Here is a 20,580-nt window from a genome sequence, read left to right on the forward strand (position 1 = left end):
CGTCCGCCGCGCCCGCGCCGCCGCGGGCGCCCGTCGGGACGTTCGCGCCCGGCGGGCCCGCCGGAGTGTGGGGCGCCGCCGCGCTGGCGCTCGTCCTCCCCGCGCTCGGACGGACGATCGCCGCGTCGTTCGCCGCGCGCCACCCCGCCGCCGTCCCGGGCCGGCCTGCCGGGTTCGCGAGGATCGTCACACTGCCGCGTCCCGAACGGTTCGCGCTCGTCTCCGTCACGGCCGCCCTCGGCGACCCGGTGCTCGTCTTCACGGTCCTCACCGTGTGGGGCGGCGTCGCGGTCGCGGCCGTCCTCGCCGGGTGCCTCCTCCGCTCCCTGTGGCCGGTGACCCCGTGACCCAGGGCGGCGGCATCCTGCGGGTGTACCGGGACGACGGCCCGCTGGCGCGCGCGCTGGGCGTGCTGGCGCGCGGGGGGCTCCCGCCGGTGCCGGGAGCCGCCGGCGCGGCCGTCCTGACGACCGTCCTGCTCGTCGCCGGCGAGGGCGGAAACCCGGATCCGGCACTGTTCGCGCCGGTCATCGCGGTGCTGCTGATCGGGCCCGCGTCGGCGCACCCGCACACCGGCAGGCTCGACTGGACGGCGCCGCCCATGATCCGCGGGATCGAGTATGGTTACCTCACCGTGTTGGGGTTCGCGCACGCTGTGGCGGCGCCGCTCGTCTTCGCGCTCGTCGCCCTCCTCGCGCTCCACCACCACGACACCGTGCACCGCACCCGCAGGGGGCCGCGGCGGCAGCGGCTCCTTCGCGCCGGGCTCGGCTGGGAGGGGCGGCTGCTCATCGTGGCCTGCGGGGGCCTCTCCGGGAGCCTCCCGTTCGCGTACGCTGCCCTGGCCGCCTACCTTGGCGTGTTGTTCGGCGGCGAGGGCGTCGCCGCGTGGGCGCGGGCCGGATCCGGCGGACGCGTGCAGGTCGACCTGAAGGAAGAGGAAGCATGATCGGCATGGTGCTGGCGGCGGGCGCGGGCCGGAGGCTGCGGCCCTACACCGACACGCTCCCCAAGGCCCTGGTCCCCGTCGACGGTGAGACCACCATCCTGGACATCGCCCTCGGCAACCTCGCCGAGGTCGGGCTGACCGACGTGGTGATCGTCGTCGGCTACCGCGCGGGCGCGGTCGAGGAGCGCAAGGCCGCCCTCGAGGAGCGGTACGGCGTCTCGATCACGCTCGTGCACAACGACAAGGCCGAGGAGTGGAACAACGCCTACTCCATGTGGCTGGCGCGGGAGCACTTCTCCAAGGGCGTCCTCATGGTCAACGGCGACACGGTTCATCCCGTGAGTGTGGAAAAGACCCTACTTGCGAACCGCGGACCGGACATCCTCCTGGCCGTGGACGACGTGAAAACGCTCGGTGACGAGGAGATGAAGGTGATCCTCGACGGCGAGGGGCACCTCAAGACCATCACGAAGCTGATGGACCCGGCGTCCGCGAACGGCGAGTACATCGGCGCCACCCTCATCGAGCCCGCCGCCGCCGACGCGCTCGCCGACGCGCTCAAGGCCACCTGGGAGAGCGACCCCGACCAGTACTACGAGGACGGCTACCAGGAGCTCGTCGACCGGGGCGGCCGCATCTCCATCGCCCCCATCGGCGACGTCCGGTGGGTCGAGGTCGACGACCACGACGACCTCGAGAAGGCCCGCACGATCGCCAAGACGTACTGAGGACGCACGTAACGGCGGACAGAGCACGGCAGAAGACGTAGGGCCCGCGTCCCGGGCGGCGCGGGCGACCGAGCGAGGAGGCCCATGCCCCTGCTGACGCGGATGCTGAACGCGCCGCTGTCCATCGACGTGCGGCGCGGAGCCGTCGCGGAGCTGGGCGAGCTGCTGGCCGACGGGCGCATCGCCACCGAGGGACGGGTCGCGATCGCCGTCGGCCCCGGCCAGGGCGACCAGATCGCCGAGCACGTCCGCCCGTCCCTCGCAGCCTGCGAGGTGTTCCAGGTGGCGGGCGGCACCGTCGACGCGGCCGTCGAGCTCGCCGGCAGGCTGCGCGGCGGCTCCTACGAGGCCGTCGTCGGCATCGGCGGCGGCCGGACGATCGACGCGACCAAGTACGCCGCGACCCTGTCGGGCATCCCGATGGTGTCCGTCGCGACGAACCTGTCCCACGACGGCATCTGCTCGCCCGTCGCGTCCCTCGTCCACGACGAGGGCAAGGGCTCGTTCGGCGTCGTGATGCCCCTCGCGATGGTCGTCGACCTCGACTACGTGCGCGCCGCCCCCGAACGGCTCGTCCGCGCCGGGATCGGCGACGTCCTCAGCAACTTCTCTGCCGTGGACGACTGGCTGCTCGCGTCGTCCGCGTGCGGCGAGCGCGTCGACCGGATGGCGCTCACCGTCGCCCGCACCGCCGCCGAGGCACTGGTGCACCAGCCGGAGTCCATCGAGTCCGACCGGTTCCTCACCGTCCTCGCCGAGAGCCTCGTCCTGTCCGGGATGGCGATGTCGTTCGCCGGCGACTCCCGCCCGGCGTCCGGCGGCGACCACGAGATCCTGCACGCCATCGACCGGCTCTACCCCGGCACCGCCAACCACGGCGAGCTGGCCGGGATCGGCGCCGCGTTCTGCTACCACCTGCGCGCCCTCCACCTCGGCGAGGGCGCCGACCGGCTCGCGGAGATCCTCGCCTGCCTCGCCCGGCACGACCTGCCCCGGCTGCCCGGCGACGTCGGGCTGACCGTCGAGCAGTTCACCGAGGCGGTCCGGTACGCGCCGCGGACCCGCCCCGGCCGCTACACGATCCTGGAGCATCTGGACCTCGACGCCGACGAGACCCGCAAGGCGGTGGAAGACTATGTCCAGGCCCACGGAGGCTGACGTGCCCGCCCCCGCCGCGGACCACGAGCGGCCCGGCGACGACCGCCCGTCCCGCAAGAGCGCCCGCGTCGCGGACGTCCGCGCCCACGGCCAGCCGCCCGGCCTCAAGGAGCGGCGCAACGAGGAGCACTGGGCCGGCCGCCTCTACATGCGGTCCCTCTCCCCGTACTTCGCGTGGCTCGCCCTCCGCCTCGGGTTCAGCCCCAACCAGCTCACCTACCTGATGATGCTCAGCGGCATCGCCGCGGGCGTCGTCGTATCGCTCCCGCTGTCGCCCCTGTGGACGGCCGCCGCCGGCGCCGTCCTCGTCCAGACCTACCTGCTCCTCGACTGCGTGGACGGCGAGGTCGCCCGCTACCTGCGGCAGACGTCCGTCGCCGGGGTGTACCTCGACCGCATCGGCCACTACCTGTCCGAGGTGTCGCTCCTCGTCGGCCTCGGCTTCGCCGCGCAGGGCGGCTGGGAGACCGGCGGCTACGTCGAGCTCGGCATGCTCGCCGCCCTCGGCGCCGCCCTCATCAAGGCCGAGACCGACAACGTCGTCGTCGCCCGCGCCAAGTCGGGCCTGCCCGCCGACCCGGCCGGCGGCGACCGCGCGCTGCGCCCCCGCTCCACCCGCATCGCCCTCGCCCGGCAGGCCGCGTCCATGCTCCGCTTCCACCGGATCATCGGCGCCGTCGAACTGTCCCTGCTGATCCTCGCCGCCGCCGCGCTCGACACCCTCCTCGGCACCGACACCCCCGCCGCGACCCGCGTCCTCGCCGTCGCCGTCGCCGCCGTCGCCGTCCTGCAGACCCTCCTGCACCTGGTGAGCATCCTCGCTTCACGGAGGCTGAAGTGAAACTCAGCGTCGTCGTCCTCACCATGGGCAACCGGCCCGAGGAACTCGCCCGCGCCGTCCGCAGCGCCCTCGACCAGGAGCACGTGGACATCGAGGTCGTCCTCGTCGGCAACGGCGTCGACCCCGTGGGTGACCGCGGCGGCGAACCGCCCTTCGACGACGCCCGCGTGAAGACGATCGTGCTCCCGAAGAACGTCGGCATCCCCGCCGGACGCAACCGCGGCGTCGAGGCGTCCAGCGGCGAGATCGTCCTGTTCCTCGACGACGACGGCTGGTACCGGTCGACCCGCCTCGGCACCTACCTGCGCGACCGCTTCTCCGCCGACCCGAAGCTCGGCGTCGTCTCCTTCCGCGTCCGCGACCCCGAGGGCGGCCCCGGCGAACGCCGGCACGTCCCCCGCCTCCGCGCCGGCGACCCCGAACGCTCGTCCGCCGTCACCACCTTCCTCGGCGGCGCCTGCGCGATCCGCCGCGCCGCCTTCGACCTCGGCGGCGGCCTCCCCGAGGACTTCTTCTACGCCCACGAGGAGACCGACCTCGCGTGGCAGATCCTCAACGCGGGCTACCACATCGCCTACGACGCGTCCGCGGTCATGTACCACCCGGCCGTCCTGCCCACCCGGCACGACATGTTCTACCGGTACAACGCCCGCAACCGCGTCTGGCTCGCGCGCCGCAACCTCCCGTGGCCCCTCGCGTTCGCCTACCTCGGCGTGTGGGTCGCCATGACCGTCCTGCGGGAACGCAGCCCCAAGGCCCTCAAGCCCTGGTTCAAGGGCTTCGCCGAAGGCTGGCGCAAACCCGCGGGCCCCCGCCGCCCCATCTCCTGGCGCACCGCCTGGCGCATGACCCGGACCGGACGTCCGCCTGTTATTTAGCAAGGCCCTCGGCGTCAGGCCGCTAGGCGGCCTTCCTTCCACGGGCCTTGCGTGCGATTGCTGCATCGCTCCGGCTCGCCCAGGGGCTCGCTGCGCGATCAGGTTCTCGCTTCGCTCGAACCTGGCTTCGCTCGCAATCGCAGTTGTTCCCGTGCGCTCTGGCTGGGGCTTGGTCGGGGTGGTGGGCCTTGATCGGGGGGTGGCTGGGGTTCGTTGCGGTCGGTCACGGTCGGCGGCCGCCCTGGGGCCTCGTTGTCCAGTGTGGGGTGGGCGGGTCAGGTGCCTAGGAGTTTGGACTGCCACTTGGGGTCGGTGGTGAGGACGGTCAGGCGCTGGGTCGCTCGGGAGACGGCCACGTAGAGGACGCGGAGTCCGCGGGGGGACTGGGCGGCGACCGTCTCGGGGGCGACGATCACCGCGGCGTCGAACTCGAGGCCCTTCGCCTCCAGGACGTCGAGCACCTGCACGCGCTCGGGGAGGCCCTCGGCGAGGCGGGCGCGTTCGGCCTCGTTCCAGGTGGTCGCGTCGAACAGGGTCGCCTGGCGGCCGGGTTCGAGGGCGAGCGGGACGATCACGCCGATCGTCCCCTCGACCCGGTGCAGCAGTTCCTCGGCGGCGGCGCGGGCCGCGGCGGCGAGGCGAGACTCGGGGACGACGTCCACGACCGGGTCGATCCCGGACGTGCGGACGGCGCGGGCCGGGCGGGCGTCCGGGAGCGCCTCGGCGAGCACGCGCGCCGACACCGCGGCGATCTCCGTTGAGTTGCGGTAGTTCGTGGTGAGCTCGTACTCGTGGCGGGCGCGGGGGACGCGCTTGCGGGGACGCCCGCGGCCCTTGCGCTCGCCGCCGAGGGCCGCGTCCATCGCGGCGCGGGCGGCGTCGAGATCCTCCCAGGCGCTCTGCGCGGGGTCCTCGACGATCGTCCAGCTCGCCTGCCGACCGCGGCGGCCCAGCATCCGCCACTGCATGGGGGAGAGGTCCTGCGCCTCGTCCACGACGATGTGGGCGTATTCGGGGCGTTCCTCCACGACGCCGTCGTCGACGCGGCGGGAGCGTTCGAGCCGCTCGATGGAGGTCGTCAGCTCCTCCATCTCCGGCTCCCACGTCTCGTCGACGACCTCCTCGCCGGTCAGGATGTTCACGCCGTCCACGACGAACGGGTCGTCCGCGGCGGGCGCGCGGCGGCGGCGGGACGGGCGCGGCGGCGTCCCCAGCAGCGCGTCGAGCTCGTCGAGCAGGGCGACGTCCTGGTAGCTGAGCGGGCCCCGCGCCCAGGAGGCGGCGAGGGCGGGCAGGTCCTCGCGGGGGAGGTCGCGGCCCGCGGCGCGGCGCAGCCGGTCCGGGTCGCCGAGGGAGCGCAGCACGTCGAGGGGCGTGCGCAGCGGCCACCAGGCGACCAGGAAGTCGGTGAACGCGCGCTGCTCCCGGACGCGGGCGTCGAACTTCTCGCGCGGCGACCCGTCCCCGGACGTCCCGGGCCGTTCGTCGTCGTCGAGGGAGGCGAGCCCGTCGGCGGCGAGGATCGCGTTCCACAGCCCGGTCTCGGCGCCCTCGGCGGCCTCCGCCGCCTCCTGCCCGCCGATGCCGGTGAACCGGTCCCACAGGGCGTCCAGGAGCGCCTCGGCGGCGCGGCCCCGGGCGGCGTTGACGCTGCCGCGGCTGCGCCGGTGCACCTCGGCGCGGACCCGGTCGAGGCGGGCCCGGTCGAGGACGACGACGACGCCCTTGAACACGATCCGCAGCTCGTCGGGGGCGCCGGGGGCCTGGTCGGTGACGGCGCGGCGCAGCACGGTCGCCATCGGCTCGGCGCCCTTGAGCCGCGCGAGCGCCGGCGAGTCGTGGACGGACGCGGCGACGCCCTCCACGAGGTCGCCCAGCGAGCGCAGCGCCGCCGAGCCCTCGCCGAGGGACGGCAGGACGCGCTCGATGTACGAGGTGAACCGGGGGTTCGGGCCGACGACCAGGACGCCCCGCGACCCGAACCGCTGCCGGTGCCGGAACAGCAGGTACGCGACCCGGTGCAGGGCCACGGCCGTCTTGCCGGTGCCGGGCGCGCCCCGCACCAGGACGGTGCCGTCGGCGGGCGCGCGGATCACCTCGTCCTGTTCCCGCTGGATGGTGGCGACGATGTCGCGCATCGCGCCCTCGCGGGTGCGGGCCAGCGACGCGAGGAACGCGCCGTCGCCCACGACCGTCATGCCGTCGGACGCGGACGGGTCGAGCAGATCGTCCTCGATGTCGACGACGGTGTGGCCGCGCGAGTGCAGGACCCGCCGGCGGACGACGCCCCGCGGGTCCTCGGGCGTCGCGCGGTAGAAGTCCTCGGCGGCGGGCGCCCGCCAGTCGATCACGAGGGAGTCGTGGTCGGGGGTGCGCACCCCGACGCGTCCGATGTAGCGCACCTCGCCGGCCGCCAGGTCGAGCCGCCCGAACACCAGCCCGTCGTCGGCGATGTCGAGCGCCTGCGCGCGGCGCGCGGCCTGGTGCACCCACGCGTCCCGGTCCACCAGCGACGCCTTGGTCCCGGCCTGCGACTGCCGGAACCCTTCGCGGATCATGGCCTGCGCCTCGGCGCGCATCTCCTCCAGCCGCGCGTACGCGACGTCGACGTAGCGCTGCTCGGCCGCGATCTCGCGGTCCTTGACCGTGCCGCCGGGATCGGCCGGCCGCCCGGTGACCTGGGACGACATGCAGGCTTGCTCCTCCGCATCGCTGCACCGGGGGGTGTCCCCGGCACCCCCGAAGGGGCCGGAACAGTCAGCTTATTCTCCCGATCACCGGGCGACGACCCGAGAACGCGGGCACGGGGGCGCCCGCCGTCCGCGCCCGGGCTCCGGGCATCGCCGCGCGGCGGGTCAGCGGAAGAGGCGGGGGAGTTCGCGGGCGGGGCGGACGGTGAGGGTGCGGGGCCGGCGGGCCAGGGAGCGGTCCACGGCGTCGAGGACGTCCCGGGGCTGGGTGCCGGCGGGCGCGGTGGCGTGGCGGAAGCGGACCCGGGGGGCCGGGTGGCCGGCGGCGAGGGCGCGCAGGTAGGAGGCCAGGGCGGCGGACGCCGCGGCGTGCGCGGGGGAGCGGGACGGGGGCTCGGTGAGGACGATGATCTCGCCGTGGCCGCGGTCCAGCATGCCGGGGAGGGCGGCGTCGACGACGTGCGACGTGCCGAGCACGACGGTCCGTAGAACGTGTTCTAGCTCGGTGGACGGGGCGGCGGGGGCGCAGACGAGGCGGTGCACGGGACCGGTGACGGCGAGGACCGCGGCGACGGCCTTCGGGGCGGTGACGTCGCAGGCGCGGGTGTGGGTGTTCGGCGAGCGGCGGGCGGTGCGGGCCAGGCCGGGCTCGTCGGTGTCGACGGCGACGACGTCCCACGCGGCGGCGGCGAGGCGCCGGGCGGCGAGCGCGCCGATGCCGCGGGCGGCGCCGGTGACCAGGGCGGTGGGTTTCACGGGCGGACCTCCTCGGCGGCGTCGAACGTCATCCGCAGGTGCCCGACGGTGCTGGTGCTCAGGGCGCGGGCGCCGTCGAGGCCGAGGCCGCGCAGTTCGTCCGCGACGGGGTGGTCGCCGAGGCGGAGGGCCGCGCCGCCGGGGCGCATCCGGACGCGCGCGGGCGTGACGGCCCACGGGACCCGGCGGGTGACGCCGTCGAGGTGCGAGTAGGCGGTCACCCGCGGGCTGCGGGAGCCGGACGGGACGGGCGCGCCGGGGCGCACGGCCAGTTCGATCGCGGTGCGGCCGCCGAAGCGGACGGCGCAGCGCTTGACGCGAGAGGCGAGGTGCATCGGGATGTCGGCGAGTTCCTTGGGGAAGCCCCAGATGCCCCGGCCCGCTTCGAGGGTGAACTCCTGGTTGACGGGGAGCCAGTGGATGAACGCGCCGACCTCGCCGCCGGGCGGGCGGGCCAGGAACGCGACGGCGAACTCGTGGTACGGCCCGAGGTCGCCGTCGGCGTACCGGACGAACGCCAGCGAGCAGATCGCCCGGCCGGGGAGGGGCTCGAAGACGTCGAGGCCGGAGTAGGCGATCAGGGCGCGGGCGGCGGGCGCGCGGACGGCGAACATCGCCGACGCCACGGCGGCGTCGCGGATCCGGACGGGCATGGCGACCCGTTCGCCCTGCACGGCGTAGTCGGTTGTCACATTCCTTAGTAGAACAGGTTCTCGTTTTCCTGTCACGTACCGGGGGCGCGTTCGACGCCCGTCCGGATCCGGTCGAGGGTGGCGCGCATCCCGCGCCGGTTCAGCTCGGCGCGGCGCTCGGCGGGGACGCCGGTGAACACCCGCCCGAGGAGGGAGACGAACGCGGCGCCGCGGGTGTCGCGGCGGAGGTCCTCCCAGTACTCGGTGAGCCGGGTGCGGGGGGTGCCGTCCACGTCGAAGCCCTCGAAGCGGTAGCCCCACAGCGCCACCGGCATCCCGAAGCTCGTCACCCGGAAGGCGAACGCGCGGCCCGGCTCCGCGACGGTGACCCGGCCGGTCGTGAACCACACCCGCCACCCGAGCCGGTTGAACCCGACGAAGCGCGTGCCGGGCGCGATCGTCCGGCCGCGGATCCAGGTCGCGAAGACCTCGGGACTCCATTCGCCCATCCGGCGCAGGTCGGCGACCGCCGCGTACACGGTGTCCGGCCCGGCGTCGACGGCCACGCTCTCCTCGACCACCCACTCGCGTTCCATGGCGTCGATCATCCCGCACCCTAGAGCAGGTGGGCGTATCGCTTGCGCCACACCGCGTACCAGGACGCGAACCACGGTTCCCCTTCGGCGAGCGGCACGATGTAGGTGAGGGTCTCGGCGTAGTAGCGGCGCTGGAAGTCGGGCGGCATCCGGTCGAGCGTCTGCACGTTGCTCACCCGGTCGGCGAGCTTCACCCGGACGGCGTCGCGCGGGGCGTCCCGCAGCCGCCGGAGGTACGCCGACTTCGCGGCCCGCTTCGCCTGCCGTCCCGCGCCGGCGGGCGGCTTGGTCACCCAGTCGACGAGCTCGGCGACCCGGGGGCCGAACCCGGCCTCGACGTCGGCGACGGTCGCGGGGGTGTCCTCGACCACGTCGTGCAGCAGGACGGCCGCGAGAACGTCCGGGTCGGTCTCGCCCGCGCCCCGGACCAGGACTTCCAGCGCCTCCAGCAGGTGCTCCAGGTAAGGTGCGCCGGTAGGGCGCCGCTGGTCGCCGTGCCAGCGGACGGCCGCGGCGGCGGCCCGTCCGAGGCGGTCGGTGTCGAGGGCGGTGGCGGCGAGGTCCGCGCGGGCGTCGTCCCAGGTGCGCCAGCGGTCGAACACCTCCATGGATTCCTCCCTTTCCGTACCGGTATTTCTTTTTCCGGTCGTGTCGCGCGGGCGCCCCGGGACAGGGCATGGTGGAGGTTCACCTTAAGCGGAGGGAGGCGGCGCGGTCGTGGTCGGGAGCCGGCAGCGGCCCGGCGGCCGGCCGGAGCCGGCGGGCAGGGTCCGCGTCGTGCTCGGGCTCATCGCCGGTGGGCTGGCCGTGGCGCTGTGCGTCGTCCTCGTCGACCGGTTCGTCCTGCACGCGGAGTGGTGGGAGGTTCGGCACAGGGTCACCGGGGAGTCCGTCGCGGCGCTCGGCGACGTCGGCCCGCCGCCCGGCCCCCTCGCCGTGAGCTGGGAGCGGACGACCCGCGTCCACCGCGGGCCCGTCGCCGGATACGACACCGTCTCCTACGACGTCGCCAAGGGCCAGGTCGTCACCGTGTCCGGCCAGGGCGTCCAGGTCGTGGACGCCCGCACCGGGGCGCGGCGGTGGAGCTACAGCCGCTCGGACTGGTCGCTGCTCGGCTGGACGTCCACCGACTCGCGGCTCGTCGGGTACTTCGAGCGGGACGGGCACCGCGCCGACCGGGTCCTCGTGGGGTTCGACCTGCTGTCCGGCTCCCTGCTGTGGAAGCGCGAGGGGCCGCGGCCCGCCGCGGTGTCGCGCACCACGCTGCGGTTCCCGGCCGGGGCCGGGGTCGTGCTCGCCACCGATGACGAGCGCCGCACGCTGAACGGGCTGTCGGCCGAGGACGGCGAGCCGCTGTGGCAGCGGCCGGTGGAGCACGGCTGCCGGCTGTTCGAGGGCGCCGCGCAGCCGTCCGGCGACCGCGAGTCGCTCGTCGCGATCGCCCTCGACTGCGCGCGGCGGTCCGGGCCCAGCCGCCTGCTCGCCCTCGACCCGCGGACCGGGGACGTCCGCTGGGACGAGGTGCTCGGGGCCGAGGAGGCGCCCGAGGTCACGATGCTGGACGGCGTCACGCTCGTCTCGGACGGGACGGCGCTGCGGGCGTTCGGCGAGGAGGGCGAGGAGTTCGCCGCCTGGGACGGCGACGCGGTGTGCGGCGACGGCATGTGCCCGAGCGTCCTCGTGGACGGGCGGCTCATCGTCGTCTACCACCCGGCCGGGACGAAACGGGGCACGACGCTCATGGAGGCGGTCGACGTGTCGTCCGGGAACGTCGGGTGGGCGCGCGAGGTGCCGCCCTACACGGCGCTGGCCCGCGCGGGCGGCGACGTCTACGCGCTGCGGCCGCGACTGTCGGAGCTGCTGCTGCCCGCCGGGATCGACGTCGTCTCGCCCGCCGACGGCACCGCCACGACGGCGCCCGCCCCGTTCACCATGGACCCGGACCTGCCCGGCGGGCGCCCGTGGATCGCGGCGGCGGGCGGCCTGCTGTACGTCGCGGTCGCCGAGACGGTGCCGCGCCCGGCGGGCGAGTCGCGGCTGGTCGCGCTGCGCGGCGGCCGCGCCGGGCCCGGGCCCGACGAGCTCGGCGGCGTCCCGGTGGCCGACTGGCCGGACGCCTGCGAGCTGCTGGAGAAGGAGGACCTGGCGCGGGCGGGGCTGGAGAGGTACGTCACCGAACCCGCCCGCGCGGAGGTCGGCACGGCCGGCCTGCCCGACCCGGTGTCGTGCACGTACGAGCCGGTCGAGAAGAAGGCCGGCGGGGACGGTGACCCCCGCGAAGGCGCCGAACCGGGCGAGGGCGCCGGAGAGGGAGGCGAAGAGGGAGACGAGGGCGCCGGACGCGCCGATGGGGCCGGGGGGACCGGAGGCGCGGAGGGCTCCGGGGAGGGCGACGGCGACCGGCCGGGGACCGGGGCCTCCGAGGGCGGCGTGCCGCCGTCGGCGGAGGCGTCCGGCTCGGGCTCCCCGGCTCCCGGGGGCGGCGCGAGCCCGAGCGACGGGCCGCGCGCGCATCCGACGAGCCCGCCGCCGCCGACCGGGGTGCCGACCCCCGCGGACGGCGCGCGGGCGACGGCCGTCCGGGGCCTGACGGTGAGCGTCCGGTGGGTGGCCGAGACCGACGAGGCCGCGTCGCAGATGCTGGACGCGTTCCAGTCCGTCCAGTCGCAGGTGCGGCGGCGGGAGAACCTCGGCGGCGACGAGATGTACGAGATCGGCGCGACCGCCGGGGTGATCGCCGTCCGGGTGGGGCGGGTGATCGCGGTGGTGGAGGCGGGCAGCCCGACCGGGGCCGCCGCGCGGCTCGCGAAGTCCGTCGCGGCCCGGCTGGAGGAGCGCGCGCGGGAGGCCGAGGCGAAGCGGCTGGCCGCGGAGCGGAAGAAGGCGCAGGAACGCGAGAAGGCGCAGGAGCGGGCGCGGGAGGAGCGCGAGGAGGCCGGGCGGTCGGTCAGTGATCCGCCGCGGGAGCCATGACGGCCGACGGGCGGGCGTGCCCCGCCCACGCCTCGAGGTGGGCGACGAACCGGGCGGCGTGCACCGGCCAGTGGAACTGCTCGCGGGCGGCCTTGTGGCCGCGGCGGCCGAACTCGGCGCGCAGGTCCGGGTCCTTGCGCAGCCGCAGGACGGCCTCGGCCGTGGCGGCGGGGTCGTTGAACGGGACGACGAAGCCGCACTCCGCCGGTTCGACGATCTCGACCGCGGGCGGGTTCGGGGTCGTGACGACCGGCACGCCCCGCGCCATGTACTCGATGACCTTGGTGGGGACCGAGTGCCGGTAGTTCGGCTCGTCGTGCAGCAGCGCGAGCCCGACCATCGCGCCCTCGGCGATCCGCAGCGCCCGGTCGTTCGGCACGAACCCGTACCAGCGCAGGACGTCGTCGCGCTGGGCCTCGCGCAGCGCGGGCTTCACCGACTCGTCCGCCGAGCCGATCAGCTCGACGGTCACGCCCTCGGGGGCGAGCAGCCGGGCCGCCTCGATCATCTCGTGGGCGCCGCGCGCCGCCGAGATGTGCCCGACGTAGACGGCGCGGTTGTCGTCGGGCGCGCCGGGCGGCTCGTCCGCGACGTAGGTGGTGTTGGGGACGACGGGGTGGTCGTCGCGGAACCGGGCCCGGTAGCCCTCCTCGGCGAGCAGCAGCCGGTGCCGCCGCTCGGCGCGCTTCTCCAGCCGCCGGACGGCCGGGCGGGCGAGCGGCCGCGCGGGTGCGGGCAGCCAGCCCTTCATGCCGAGCGCGGCCGCGGTGTCCTCGTGGACGTCCCACACGACCGTCCGCCCGCGCGCCCGGCGGGGCAGCGCCATCAGCAGCTCGGGGTCGTGCAGGAGGATCACGTCCGCGTACGTGGAGTGGTCGGCGAGGGCGCGCCGGGCGGCCCGCATCGCCTTCAGCCGGTGCCGGCCGGTCGCGCGGGGGACGTCCACGGGGCTGACTTCGCGCCACGGCGCCACATTGCATGCCCGAAACGGAGCCATATATGTGACTTCATGACCGGCATCCAATAGTGCCCGGATTTGTCGGTGCAGAATGCGCGCATCCTCGGGATGATGCACGATCGTGCAGACACAGACCCGCATTCCACTCACTCCGCAACCTGCCGAACCAACGTCACCGAACCGGACTTCTACCCGTGATCCTGGTACCGCGATGGAAATGATGGATGAATTCCCGTCGACCACCGCGTGGACGGCACCGGGCGATTGCCGATCTCTGGTATGGGGCGCCCGGGACGGTCAGAGCAGCTCCACCGTCTCCCGGTCGACGCCCCGCGTCCGGCCCCGCGTGTCGAACAGCAGCCGCGCGTGCCGCGCCAGCGTCCCGGGGTCGTAGTCCGCGTGGTCGGCCAGGACGATCGCCAGATCGGCCTCCGCGAGCGCGGCCGGCAGGTCGTCGCCCGCGTCCCGCACCGCGGTGCCGTCCACCTCCCAGCCGGACACGTACGGGTCGTGGAACGCCAGGTCGGCGCCCAGCCGGGCCAGCCGCCGCGCCACCGGACGCGCCGGGGACTCGCGCTGGTCGGCGATGTCGGCCTTGTAGGTGACGCCCAGCAGCAGGACCTTCGCGCCCTTCAGCGCCCGCCCCTCCCGGTTGAGGAGCTGCTGGGCGCGTTCCGCCACGTACCGGGGCATCCGGTCGTTGATCTCCTGCGCCAGCTCCACGAACCGGAACGGGTAGCCGAGCGAGCGGACCTTGTACGACAGGTAGTTCGGGTCGATCGGGATGCAGTGCCCGCCGACGCCCGGGCCCGGCCGGAACGCCTGGAACCCGAACGGCTTGGTCGCCGCGCAGTCGATCGCGTCCCACAGGTCGATGCCCAGCTCGTTGCAGAACACCGCCATCTCGTTGACCAGCGCGATGTTCACGTGCCGGTAGGTGTTCTCCAGCAGCTTGGCCATCTCGGCCTCGCGGGTGCCCTTGGCCTGCACCACCCGTTCCACGAACTTGCCGTAGAACGCCGCCGCGGCGGACGCGCACGCCGGCGTCAGCCCGCCGACGATCTTCGGGGTGTTGCGCACGCCGTAGACGGGGTTGCCCGGGTCGATCCGCTCCGGCGAGAACGCCAGATGGAAGTCCTTCCCGGCGATCCGGCCGGACTCCTCCAGGATCGGCCGCACGACCTCCTCGGTCGTCCCCGGGTACGTGGTCGACTCCAGCACCACAAGCGCCCCCGGCGCCAGATGCCGGGACACCGCCCCCGCCGCGCCGCGCACGGCCGTCAGGTCGGGCCCGCCCTCCGGCGACAGCGGCGTCGGGACGCAGATCACCACGGCGGGCGCACCGTCCAGGACGTCCTCGGACGTGCTCGGCGCGAACCCGGCCGCGAGCATCTCCGCGACCTCCTCCGGGGAGACGTCGTCCACGTGCGAGCGCCCGGCCCGCAGGCCCTCGACGACGCGCTCGTCCAGGTCGAGCCCGCCGACCCGCAGACCGGCGCGGCACGCCTCCCGGACGAGCGGGAGCCCCACATAGCCGAGTCCGATGACGACCAGATCCATCACTCGGCTCCCTTCACGAACTTCACGGATTCATCGGCTGAACGGTGAATCATCGGCCGCGGCGCGCGCACCGAACGCGTATGCGGCGCGGTATCCGGACGCGACTGCGCCCCAGGTGCGCTCGGCCCGGACCCATTCCCGGGCCGCCTGACCGATTTTTCGCCTTCTTTCTGGACTGTAGGCCAGTTCCTCCAGGTGATCGGCCCATGCTTCCGGGTCTTCCGGAACTGTTAACGTCCCGGTCACGCCGGGTTCCACGATTTCGCGAAGAGCCTTGACATCACTGGCTATAACGGGGATTCCCCCTGCCATCGCCTCGATCGGTTTGAGGGGCGTGACGAGCTGGCAGACCCGGTCCGCCCGCCGGGGGACCGCGAAGACATCGAGGAGCGCGTGGTGGCGGCGTACGGACCGCATCGGAACCCGGCCGGTGAACACGGCGTGCACGCCGTGCCCGGCCGCGCGCCGCTCCAGCGCGCCGCGCTCCGGCCCGTCCCCGACGAGCAGCAGCGTGACGGGCGTCCCGCGGTCGCGCAGCAGCGCCGCCGCGTCGATCAGCGTGTCGATGCCCTCGTAGCCGAAGAACGACGACGTCAGCCCCGCCACGAACGCGTCCGGCGCGATGCCCAGCTCGGCCCGCAGCCCGGACGCGTCCGGCAGCGGCTCCAGGAACGCCTCGTCCACCCCGTTCGGCACCGTGAAGATCTTCTCGGCGGGCACGCCGCGGGACGCGATCTCCGCGCGCATCGCCTCCCCGAGCGTGACGACCGCGTCCGCCTCGGCCATCCGGCGGGTCTCCAGCTCCCGGGTGAGCCGGTAGAACTCGTCCGTCTCGCGGTGCGACGGGTCCCGCGACAGCCAGGAGTCCTCCAGGAAGCCCCGGACCTCGTACACGACCGGCAGCCCGCGGCGCCGCCGCAGCTCCAGCGCCACCGCCGCGTTGTGGTGGTTGCTGACCGCGTGCAGGACGGCCGGGCGCACCTCGTCCACGATCCGTTCGGCCAGGTCGGCGCCGCGCTCGATCGCCCGCACCGGGTCCGCGGGCGGCAGCCACGGCAGCAGCCGGTGGTAGGCGACGCCGTCGACGTCCACGCGCGGCCGGGCGTCGCCGACGCCCTGGCTGAGCGGGTACCCGAGCCGCGTCGCGACGTGCACGTCCCTGCCCTGCGCGCGCAGCGCCAGCGCGATGCGGTGCGTGCGGACGGTATAGCCGGCGTTCGTGTTCGGCAAGGCGTTCGTCACGAACTGCAGGACGGCGCCGTCCGCCGGGGAGGCCTTCCGGGCGGGCCCGCCGGCCGGCGCGGCGGCCCCCGCACCGGCCGGCGGGGTCTGCGGGACCGGCGGGTCGTGCGCCAGCAGGGCGCGCAGCTCGGCGTTCTCCCTGGTGACGACGCGGGGACGCGGGACCGCGAGCCGGGACCGCGCGAGCCGCGCCCCCGGCCGTCCCGGGGTCGCCCGGGCCAGCATCCGCACGGCGAGCCGCGGGGCGCGCGCCGGGTCGTCGCGGAGCTGCCGCAGGGCGAGTCCCGGCAGGTAGACGGATTTCTTCAGCACGGCGGGGAAGCGTAGGCAGACCCGATGAACAGAAGGGAAATTGTGTTGGCACCCATCGTGCACGTCCTCGGGGCGCGGCCGAACTTCGTCAAGGCGGCTCCGGTGATCCGGGCCCTGGAGGCCGCCGGCGCCGAGCAGGCGGTCGTCCACACCGGGCAGCACTACGACGCCCGGATGTCGGAGGTCTTCTTCGACGAGCTCGGCCTTCCCGAGCCCGACGTCAACCTCGGCGTCGGCTCCGGCTCGCACGCGGCGCAGACGGCCGCGCTGATGACCGGGCTCGAGGAGGAGTTCACGAGCCGTTCACCCGCGGTCGTCATCGTGTACGGCGACGTGAACTCGACCATCGCCGCCGCCCTCGTCGCGGCCAAGCTGCACATCCCGGTCGCCCATGTGGAGGCCGGGCTGCGCAGCTTCGACATGACGATGCCCGAGGAGGTCAACCGCCGGCTCACCGACCAGCTCTCCGACGTCTGCCTGGTCACGAGCCCGGAGGGGATCGGGCACCTGGCGAACGAGGGCGTGCCGGTCGAGCGCGCCCACCTGGTCGGCAACCCGATGATCGACACGCTGCTGGCGAACCTGGACTCGTTCGACACCGGGCGGGTCCGCGCCGAGCACGGGCTCCCCGACCGGTACGTCCTGGCGACGATGCACCGGCCCGCGAACGTGGACGCCCCGGACACCGCGGCCGACCTCGTCCGGCGGCTGCACGGCATCGCCGACCTCGCCGACCTGGTCATCCCGGTGCACCCGCGCGGCCGCGCGAACCTGATGGCCGCCGGGCTGGACGACCACGACGGCGTCCACGTCCTGGAGCCGCTCGGGTACACCGACTTCATCGGGGCGGTGCGCGGCGCGGCGGCCGTCATCACCGACTCGGGCGGACTGCAGGAGGAGACCACCATCCTCGGCGTGCCGTGCCTGACGGTCCGGCCCAACACCGAACGCCCCATCACCATCACCCACGGCACGAACCGCCTCGTCACGTTCGAGGAACTGGTGCCGCAGGTGCGCAAAGTCCTGGAGGCGACCGCGGACGAGGACGCCGCGGCCCGGTACGAGAACGCGCGGAGGCCCCCGCTGTGGGACGGCGCGGCCGGCCCCCGCATCGCAGAAGTGATCATGGAGTTCATCGGTGACTGATCCGACCCGGCGCGGCGGGGACGACCCCCGGGCCGCCGCGGAGGCCCGCGCCGCCAAGGAGGGCGCCAAGGCGAAGCAGCAGGCCGCGCGGCTGCGCGCGGCGCTGCGCGAGCGGGAGGCCCGCGTCCAGGAGCTCGAGCGGCGGCTGGCCGCACTGGAGGGCTCGACGACCGTGCAGTTCGGCCGGCTCGTCGCCGGCGCCGCCCGCAACCCCACGCGGCGCGGCACCCGGCTGCCCAAGGAGCTGTACCGGCTGTGGCGCAAGCGCAGCGCACCGGTCGCGGCCCCGAAGACCACCGACTCCGGCAAGGTGCAGCTCGACCCGGTGACCCGCAGCGAGGACCGCCTCCTCGTCGCCGCCCCTTACGACGGCATCGTCGTCGCCGGGATCCTCGGCGCGCGCGCGGCGGAGACGCTCGCCCCGCACGCCAAGGTGATCCGGCTGTACCCGCACGACGCCGCGATCGCGCTGGAGTCCGCCGACGCCGACGTGCTCGTCGTCGACGCCGCCGCGGGCGCCCCCGGTGAAGCCTGGGCGTACCTGGGCGTCCCGGGCATGTACGACCGCGACCGCGCGCTGAACGACGTCCGCGCGCTCGCCGCCTCCCGCGACCTGCCGCTCGTCCTGTGGAACGACCTGCCGGGCGGCACCGGCACCGCGCAGGTGCCCGCCACCCTCGCCACGCTGCACTGGGACGCCACCGTGGCGACGCCCGGCCGGCTCGCCGAGCTGCTCGAGGCCCCGCTGGAGCCGGCACGTTGAAAGGAGACCACGTGAAGCCGCGCGCGCTCGTCTACGGCGACGTCGACCTCAACCTGATCGACGGGTCGGCGATCTGGGTCCAGGGCATGGTGCAGGCGCTGGCCCGCGCGGGCTGCGAGGTGACGCTCGTCCTCAAGGCGCCGGTGCGCACCGGGCGCCTCGTCGACCCGCTGCGCGGCCTGCCGGGCGTCACCGTCCGCAGCCCGCACGCCGAGGGCCTGCTCGAATCGGACGCCCCGATGCAGCCGCGGGCGGCCGCGGTGACCCTCGCCCGCATCGACGCGGAGCAGCCGTTCGACCTCGCCGTCGTGCGCGGCCGGCGGCTCGCCGGGAAGCTGTGCCACACCGGCCTCGCCGGACGGCTGTGGACCTACCTCACCGACGTGCCGCAGTCCGCCGGGCAGTTCGACAACGCCGCCAAGGCCGAGCTGCGCCGCATCGCCGACGCGTCCCGGCTGCTGCTCTGCCAGACCGAGGAACTGCGCGGCTTCCTGGAGGCCGCCGTTCCCGCCACCGCGGGCAAGTGCGTCCTGTTCCCGCCCGTCGTCGTGCTCCCCGACGGCCTGGAGCCGCGCCCCGCCGGGACCCCGGACGGACGCGCCCTCCGCCTCGTCTACACCGGCAAGTTCGCGCCGCGCTGGAACACCTACGAGATGTGCGCGCTGCCGCGCCTGCTCGGCGGGCGCGGGGTGGACGCCGAACTCCACATGGTCGGCGACAAGATCCACGACGACCCGGACGACCCCGGGTACGCCGACCGGATGCGCACCGCGCTCGAGACCGGGCAGGGCGTCGTCTGGCACGGCGGCCACCCCCGCGCGGAGGCGATGCGGCTCACCGCGGGCTGCGACGTCGGCCTGTCGTGGCGGCACCCCGAGATGGACGCGAGCCTCGAACTGTCGACGAAGCTCCTCGAGTGCGGCATGCTCGGCGTCCCGGTCGTCCTCAACCGGACGCCCATGCACGAGCGGCTGTTCGGCGCCGACTACCCGCTGTTCGCCGCCACCGAGACCGACGTCCTCGACGCGCTCACGCTCATCGGCAAGAACCCCGAGGTGTTCACCGTCGCCGTCGAGCGCTGCCGCGCGGCCGCCGCCGGGTTCGGCCTGGACGCCGCCGCCGAGCGGCTCGCCGGCTACCTCGCCGAGACGTTCCCCGAGCCCGCCGAGCAGGTCCGGGCGGCCGCGGCCGCGTACCGGCCCGGGGCGCGCAGGCTGCGGGTCGGGGTCGCGGGACACGACCTGAAGTTCTTCACCCGCCTCCTCGACTACCTGCGGTCCCGTCCCGACATGGAGGTCCGGGTCGACCACTGGGCCGCGCTCAAGGCCCACGACGCCGACCGCAGCCGCGAGCTCGTCGAATGGGCCGACGTCGTCATCTGCGAATGGTGCGGGCCGAACGCCCTCTGGTACGCGAAGAACAAGCGCGCGGGCCAGCGCCTCGTCGTCCGGCTCCACCGGTTCGAGCTGTACGCGCCCTGGCCCAAGCAGCTCGACATCGACGCCGTCGACCAGGTCGTCTGCGTCAGCCCGCACTACACGGACCTGACCCGCGAGATGACCGGCTGGCCCGCCGAGAAGGTCGTCACCGTCCCGAACTGGGTGGACGACCGGCAGCTCGACCGGCCGAAGCTCGCCGGGGCGCGGCACCACCTCGGGATCATCGGCATCGCGCCGTCCCGCAAGCGCCTCGACCTCGCCGTCGACGTGCTGGAGGAGCTCCGCCGCGACGACCCGCGCTTCACGCTCTTCGTCAAGTCCAAGCTCCCGTGGGAGTACTGGTGGATCTGGCAGAAGGACGAGGAGCGCGAGCACTACGAGAAGCTGTTCCGCCGGATCCGGCGCTCGCCGCTCCTCGCGGGCGGCGTGGTGTTCGACTCCTACGGCCGCGACGTCGCGTCCTGGCTGCGCCGCATCGGGTTCGTCCTGTCCACCAGCGACGACGAGAGCTTCCACCTCGCGCCCGCCGAGGGGATGGCGTCCGGCGCGGTCCCGGCGCTGCTCCCGTGGCCCGGCTCCGACACGATCTACGACCGGCGGTGGATCCACGACGACCCGTCCGCCATGGCCGCGTCGATCGCCACGACGGTCGCGCTCGGCCGCTGGGAGAGCGACGCGGCGGAGGCCCGCGAGCAGGTCAGGGCGGCGTACGGGCTCGACGAGGTGTGCCGCCAGTGGACGGACCTCCTCGCCCGGCCCCCGGCGCGCACCGAGGCGCCCGCCGCACAGTAGCGCGGTCCCGGAGCCGCAAAGGTTTCTTGGCCCGCCGGTGGCTTAGCGGACGCCCTTCCTCGGGAAGCCACGCCCGGGGAGGGGCGTCCGTTTTCTGCTGGATGGGCGGAACCGGCGGTGCCCTCCCCTCTTGAGGCGGAACGAGACGCGGGACGGGAATGGGACTG

At 74.6% G+C, this 20,580-nt stretch carries 17 protein-coding genes and 1 pseudogene; 10 read left to right on the forward strand and 8 right to left on the reverse strand.

Annotation, left to right across the window (positions count from 1 at the left end):
• From ACFQ11_RS26825 to ACFQ11_RS26850, 6 genes and pseudogenes are all read left to right on the forward strand, one after another.
• Nucleotides 1-347, forward strand: a pseudogene (locus ACFQ11_RS26825) (hypothetical protein); the annotation flags it as partial.
• Nucleotides 344-949, forward strand: a complete 606-nt coding sequence (locus tag ACFQ11_RS26830) for a DUF5941 domain-containing protein (protein WP_378303455.1) — start codon at nt 344-346, stop codon at nt 947-949. The pseudogene ACFQ11_RS26825 and the gene ACFQ11_RS26830, both read left to right, overlap by 4 nt.
• On the forward strand, nt 946-1,677 hold the full coding sequence (locus ACFQ11_RS26835; RefSeq protein ID WP_378303457.1) for a phosphocholine cytidylyltransferase family protein: 732 nt from the start codon (nt 946-948) through the stop codon (nt 1,675-1,677). Before ACFQ11_RS26830 ends, ACFQ11_RS26835 begins: the two co-directional genes overlap by 4 nt.
• Nucleotides 1,678-1,761: 84 nt before the next feature.
• Nucleotides 1,762-2,835 (forward strand): iron-containing alcohol dehydrogenase family protein, encoded by a 1,074-nt coding sequence (locus ACFQ11_RS26840; RefSeq protein ID WP_378303459.1) that lies wholly within the window; start codon nt 1,762-1,764, stop codon nt 2,833-2,835.
• Nucleotides 2,813-3,676, forward strand: coding sequence for a CDP-alcohol phosphatidyltransferase family protein (locus ACFQ11_RS26845; RefSeq protein ID WP_378303461.1), 864 nt, complete (start codon nt 2,813-2,815; stop codon nt 3,674-3,676). Before ACFQ11_RS26840 ends, ACFQ11_RS26845 begins: the two co-directional genes overlap by 23 nt.
• 23 nt (nt 3,677-3,699) lie before the next feature.
• Nucleotides 3,700-4,554 (forward strand): glycosyltransferase family 2 protein, encoded by an 855-nt coding sequence (locus ACFQ11_RS26850; RefSeq protein WP_378303506.1) that lies wholly within the window; start codon nt 3,700-3,702, stop codon nt 4,552-4,554.
• Between the two features lie 275 nt (nt 4,555-4,829).
• Here ACFQ11_RS26850 and ACFQ11_RS26855 read toward each other — a convergent pair whose 3' ends face one another.
• The 5 genes from ACFQ11_RS26855 to ACFQ11_RS26875 all read right to left on the reverse strand — a co-directional run bounded on the left by ACFQ11_RS26855 (nt 4,830) and on the right by ACFQ11_RS26875 (nt 9,836).
• Nucleotides 4,830-7,244 carry a HelD family protein gene (locus tag ACFQ11_RS26855; RefSeq protein WP_378303463.1) on the reverse strand — a complete coding sequence of 805 codons (2,415 nt, stop codon included), beginning with the start codon at nt 7,242-7,244 and terminating at the stop codon, nt 4,830-4,832.
• A 165-nt stretch (nt 7,245-7,409) separates the two neighbouring features.
• Nucleotides 7,410-8,000 carry an SDR family NAD(P)-dependent oxidoreductase gene (locus ACFQ11_RS26860; protein ID WP_378303465.1) on the reverse strand — a complete coding sequence of 197 codons (591 nt, stop codon included), beginning with the start codon at nt 7,998-8,000 and terminating at the stop codon, nt 7,410-7,412.
• A complete protein-coding gene (locus ACFQ11_RS26865; RefSeq protein ID WP_378303467.1) occupies nt 7,997-8,692 on the reverse strand; it encodes an acetoacetate decarboxylase family protein in 696 nt (231 codons plus the stop codon). The genes ACFQ11_RS26860 and ACFQ11_RS26865 overlap by 4 nt, the downstream gene beginning before the upstream one ends.
• Nucleotides 8,693-8,724: 32 nt before the next feature.
• The gene (locus tag ACFQ11_RS26870; RefSeq protein ID WP_378303469.1) at nt 8,725-9,240 is read right to left on the reverse strand and encodes an SRPBCC family protein; all 516 of its coding nucleotides are present in this window, start codon (nt 9,238-9,240) and stop codon (nt 8,725-8,727) included.
• Nucleotides 9,241-9,248: 8 nt separating this feature from the next.
• Nucleotides 9,249-9,836 (reverse strand): HD domain-containing protein, encoded by a 588-nt coding sequence (locus tag ACFQ11_RS26875; RefSeq protein WP_378303471.1) that lies wholly within the window; start codon nt 9,834-9,836, stop codon nt 9,249-9,251.
• Between the two features lie 169 nt (nt 9,837-10,005).
• On the opposite strand from ACFQ11_RS26875, the gene ACFQ11_RS26880 reads away from it, so the two are divergent.
• Complete coding sequence (locus ACFQ11_RS26880; RefSeq protein ID WP_378303473.1) at nt 10,006-12,201, forward strand: outer membrane protein assembly factor BamB family protein; 2,196 nt, start codon at nt 10,006-10,008, stop codon at nt 12,199-12,201.
• On the opposite strand, the gene ACFQ11_RS26885 is transcribed toward ACFQ11_RS26880, so the two are convergent.
• From ACFQ11_RS26885 to ACFQ11_RS26895, 3 genes are all read right to left on the reverse strand, one after another.
• Nucleotides 12,176-13,300, reverse strand: coding sequence for a glycosyltransferase (locus ACFQ11_RS26885; protein ID WP_378303475.1), 1,125 nt, complete (start codon nt 13,298-13,300; stop codon nt 12,176-12,178). The two genes, ACFQ11_RS26880 and ACFQ11_RS26885, sit on opposite strands and share 26 nt — an antisense overlap.
• 156 nt (nt 13,301-13,456) lie before the next feature.
• A complete protein-coding gene (locus ACFQ11_RS26890) occupies nt 13,457-14,719 on the reverse strand; it encodes a nucleotide sugar dehydrogenase (RefSeq protein ID WP_378303477.1) in 1,263 nt (420 codons plus the stop codon).
• Nucleotides 14,720-14,749: 30 nt separating this feature from the next.
• On the reverse strand, nt 14,750-16,273 hold the full coding sequence (locus tag ACFQ11_RS26895) for a glycosyltransferase family 4 protein (RefSeq protein ID WP_378303479.1): 1,524 nt from the start codon (nt 16,271-16,273) through the stop codon (nt 14,750-14,752).
• Nucleotides 16,274-16,297: 24 nt separating this feature from the next.
• On the opposite strand from ACFQ11_RS26895, the gene wecB reads away from it, so the two are divergent.
• The 3 genes from wecB (at nt 16,298) to ACFQ11_RS26910 (ending at nt 20,413) form a co-directional block, all read left to right on the forward strand.
• Nucleotides 16,298-17,419 carry a non-hydrolyzing UDP-N-acetylglucosamine 2-epimerase gene (gene wecB, locus ACFQ11_RS26900; protein WP_378303481.1) on the forward strand — a complete coding sequence of 374 codons (1,122 nt, stop codon included), beginning with the start codon at nt 16,298-16,300 and terminating at the stop codon, nt 17,417-17,419.
• Nucleotides 17,412-18,182, forward strand: coding sequence for a hypothetical protein (locus ACFQ11_RS26905; RefSeq protein WP_378303483.1), 771 nt, complete (start codon nt 17,412-17,414; stop codon nt 18,180-18,182). The genes wecB and ACFQ11_RS26905 overlap by 8 nt, the downstream gene beginning before the upstream one ends.
• Nucleotides 18,183-18,268: 86 nt before the next feature.
• Entirely contained in the window at nt 18,269-20,413 is a 2,145-nt protein-coding gene (locus tag ACFQ11_RS26910) for a glycosyltransferase (protein ID WP_378303508.1), read from the forward strand.
• The last annotated feature ends 167 nt before the right edge of the window (nt 20,414-20,580 follow it).

The sequence above is a fragment of the Actinomadura sediminis genome (genome assembly GCF_042675525.1).
Taxonomy (GTDB): domain Bacteria; phylum Actinomycetota; class Actinomycetes; order Streptosporangiales; family Streptosporangiaceae; genus Spirillospora; species Spirillospora sediminis.

Bases quoted from the DNA above. Each gene is read 5' to 3' on its own strand.
- ACFQ11_RS26835 (WP_378303457.1), top strand. From the start codon at position 946: ATGATCGGCATGGTGCTGGCGGCGGGCGCGGGCCGGAGGCTGCGGCCC.
- ACFQ11_RS26840 (WP_378303459.1), top strand. From the start codon at position 1,762: ATGCCCCTGCTGACGCGGATGCTGAACGCGCCGCTGTCCATCGACGTG.
- ACFQ11_RS26845 (WP_378303461.1), top strand. From the start codon at position 2,813: ATGTCCAGGCCCACGGAGGCTGACGTGCCCGCCCCCGCCGCGGACCAC.
- ACFQ11_RS26850 (WP_378303506.1), top strand. From the start codon at position 3,700: ATGGGCAACCGGCCCGAGGAACTCGCCCGCGCCGTCCGCAGCGCCCTC.
- ACFQ11_RS26855 (WP_378303463.1), bottom strand. From the start codon at position 7,244: ATGTCGTCCCAGGTCACCGGGCGGCCGGCCGATCCCGGCGGCACGGTC.
- ACFQ11_RS26870 (WP_378303469.1), bottom strand. From the start codon at position 9,240: ATGATCGACGCCATGGAACGCGAGTGGGTGGTCGAGGAGAGCGTGGCC.
- ACFQ11_RS26875 (WP_378303471.1), bottom strand. From the start codon at position 9,836: ATGGAGGTGTTCGACCGCTGGCGCACCTGGGACGACGCCCGCGCGGAC.
- ACFQ11_RS26885 (WP_378303475.1), bottom strand. From the start codon at position 13,300: ATGCGGGTCTGTGTCTGCACGATCGTGCATCATCCCGAGGATGCGCGC.
- ACFQ11_RS26890 (WP_378303477.1), bottom strand. From the start codon at position 14,719: ATGGATCTGGTCGTCATCGGACTCGGCTATGTGGGGCTCCCGCTCGTC.
- wecB (WP_378303481.1), top strand. From the start codon at position 16,298: ATGAACAGAAGGGAAATTGTGTTGGCACCCATCGTGCACGTCCTCGGG.
- ACFQ11_RS26910 (WP_378303508.1), top strand. From the start codon at position 18,269: ATGGTGCAGGCGCTGGCCCGCGCGGGCTGCGAGGTGACGCTCGTCCTC.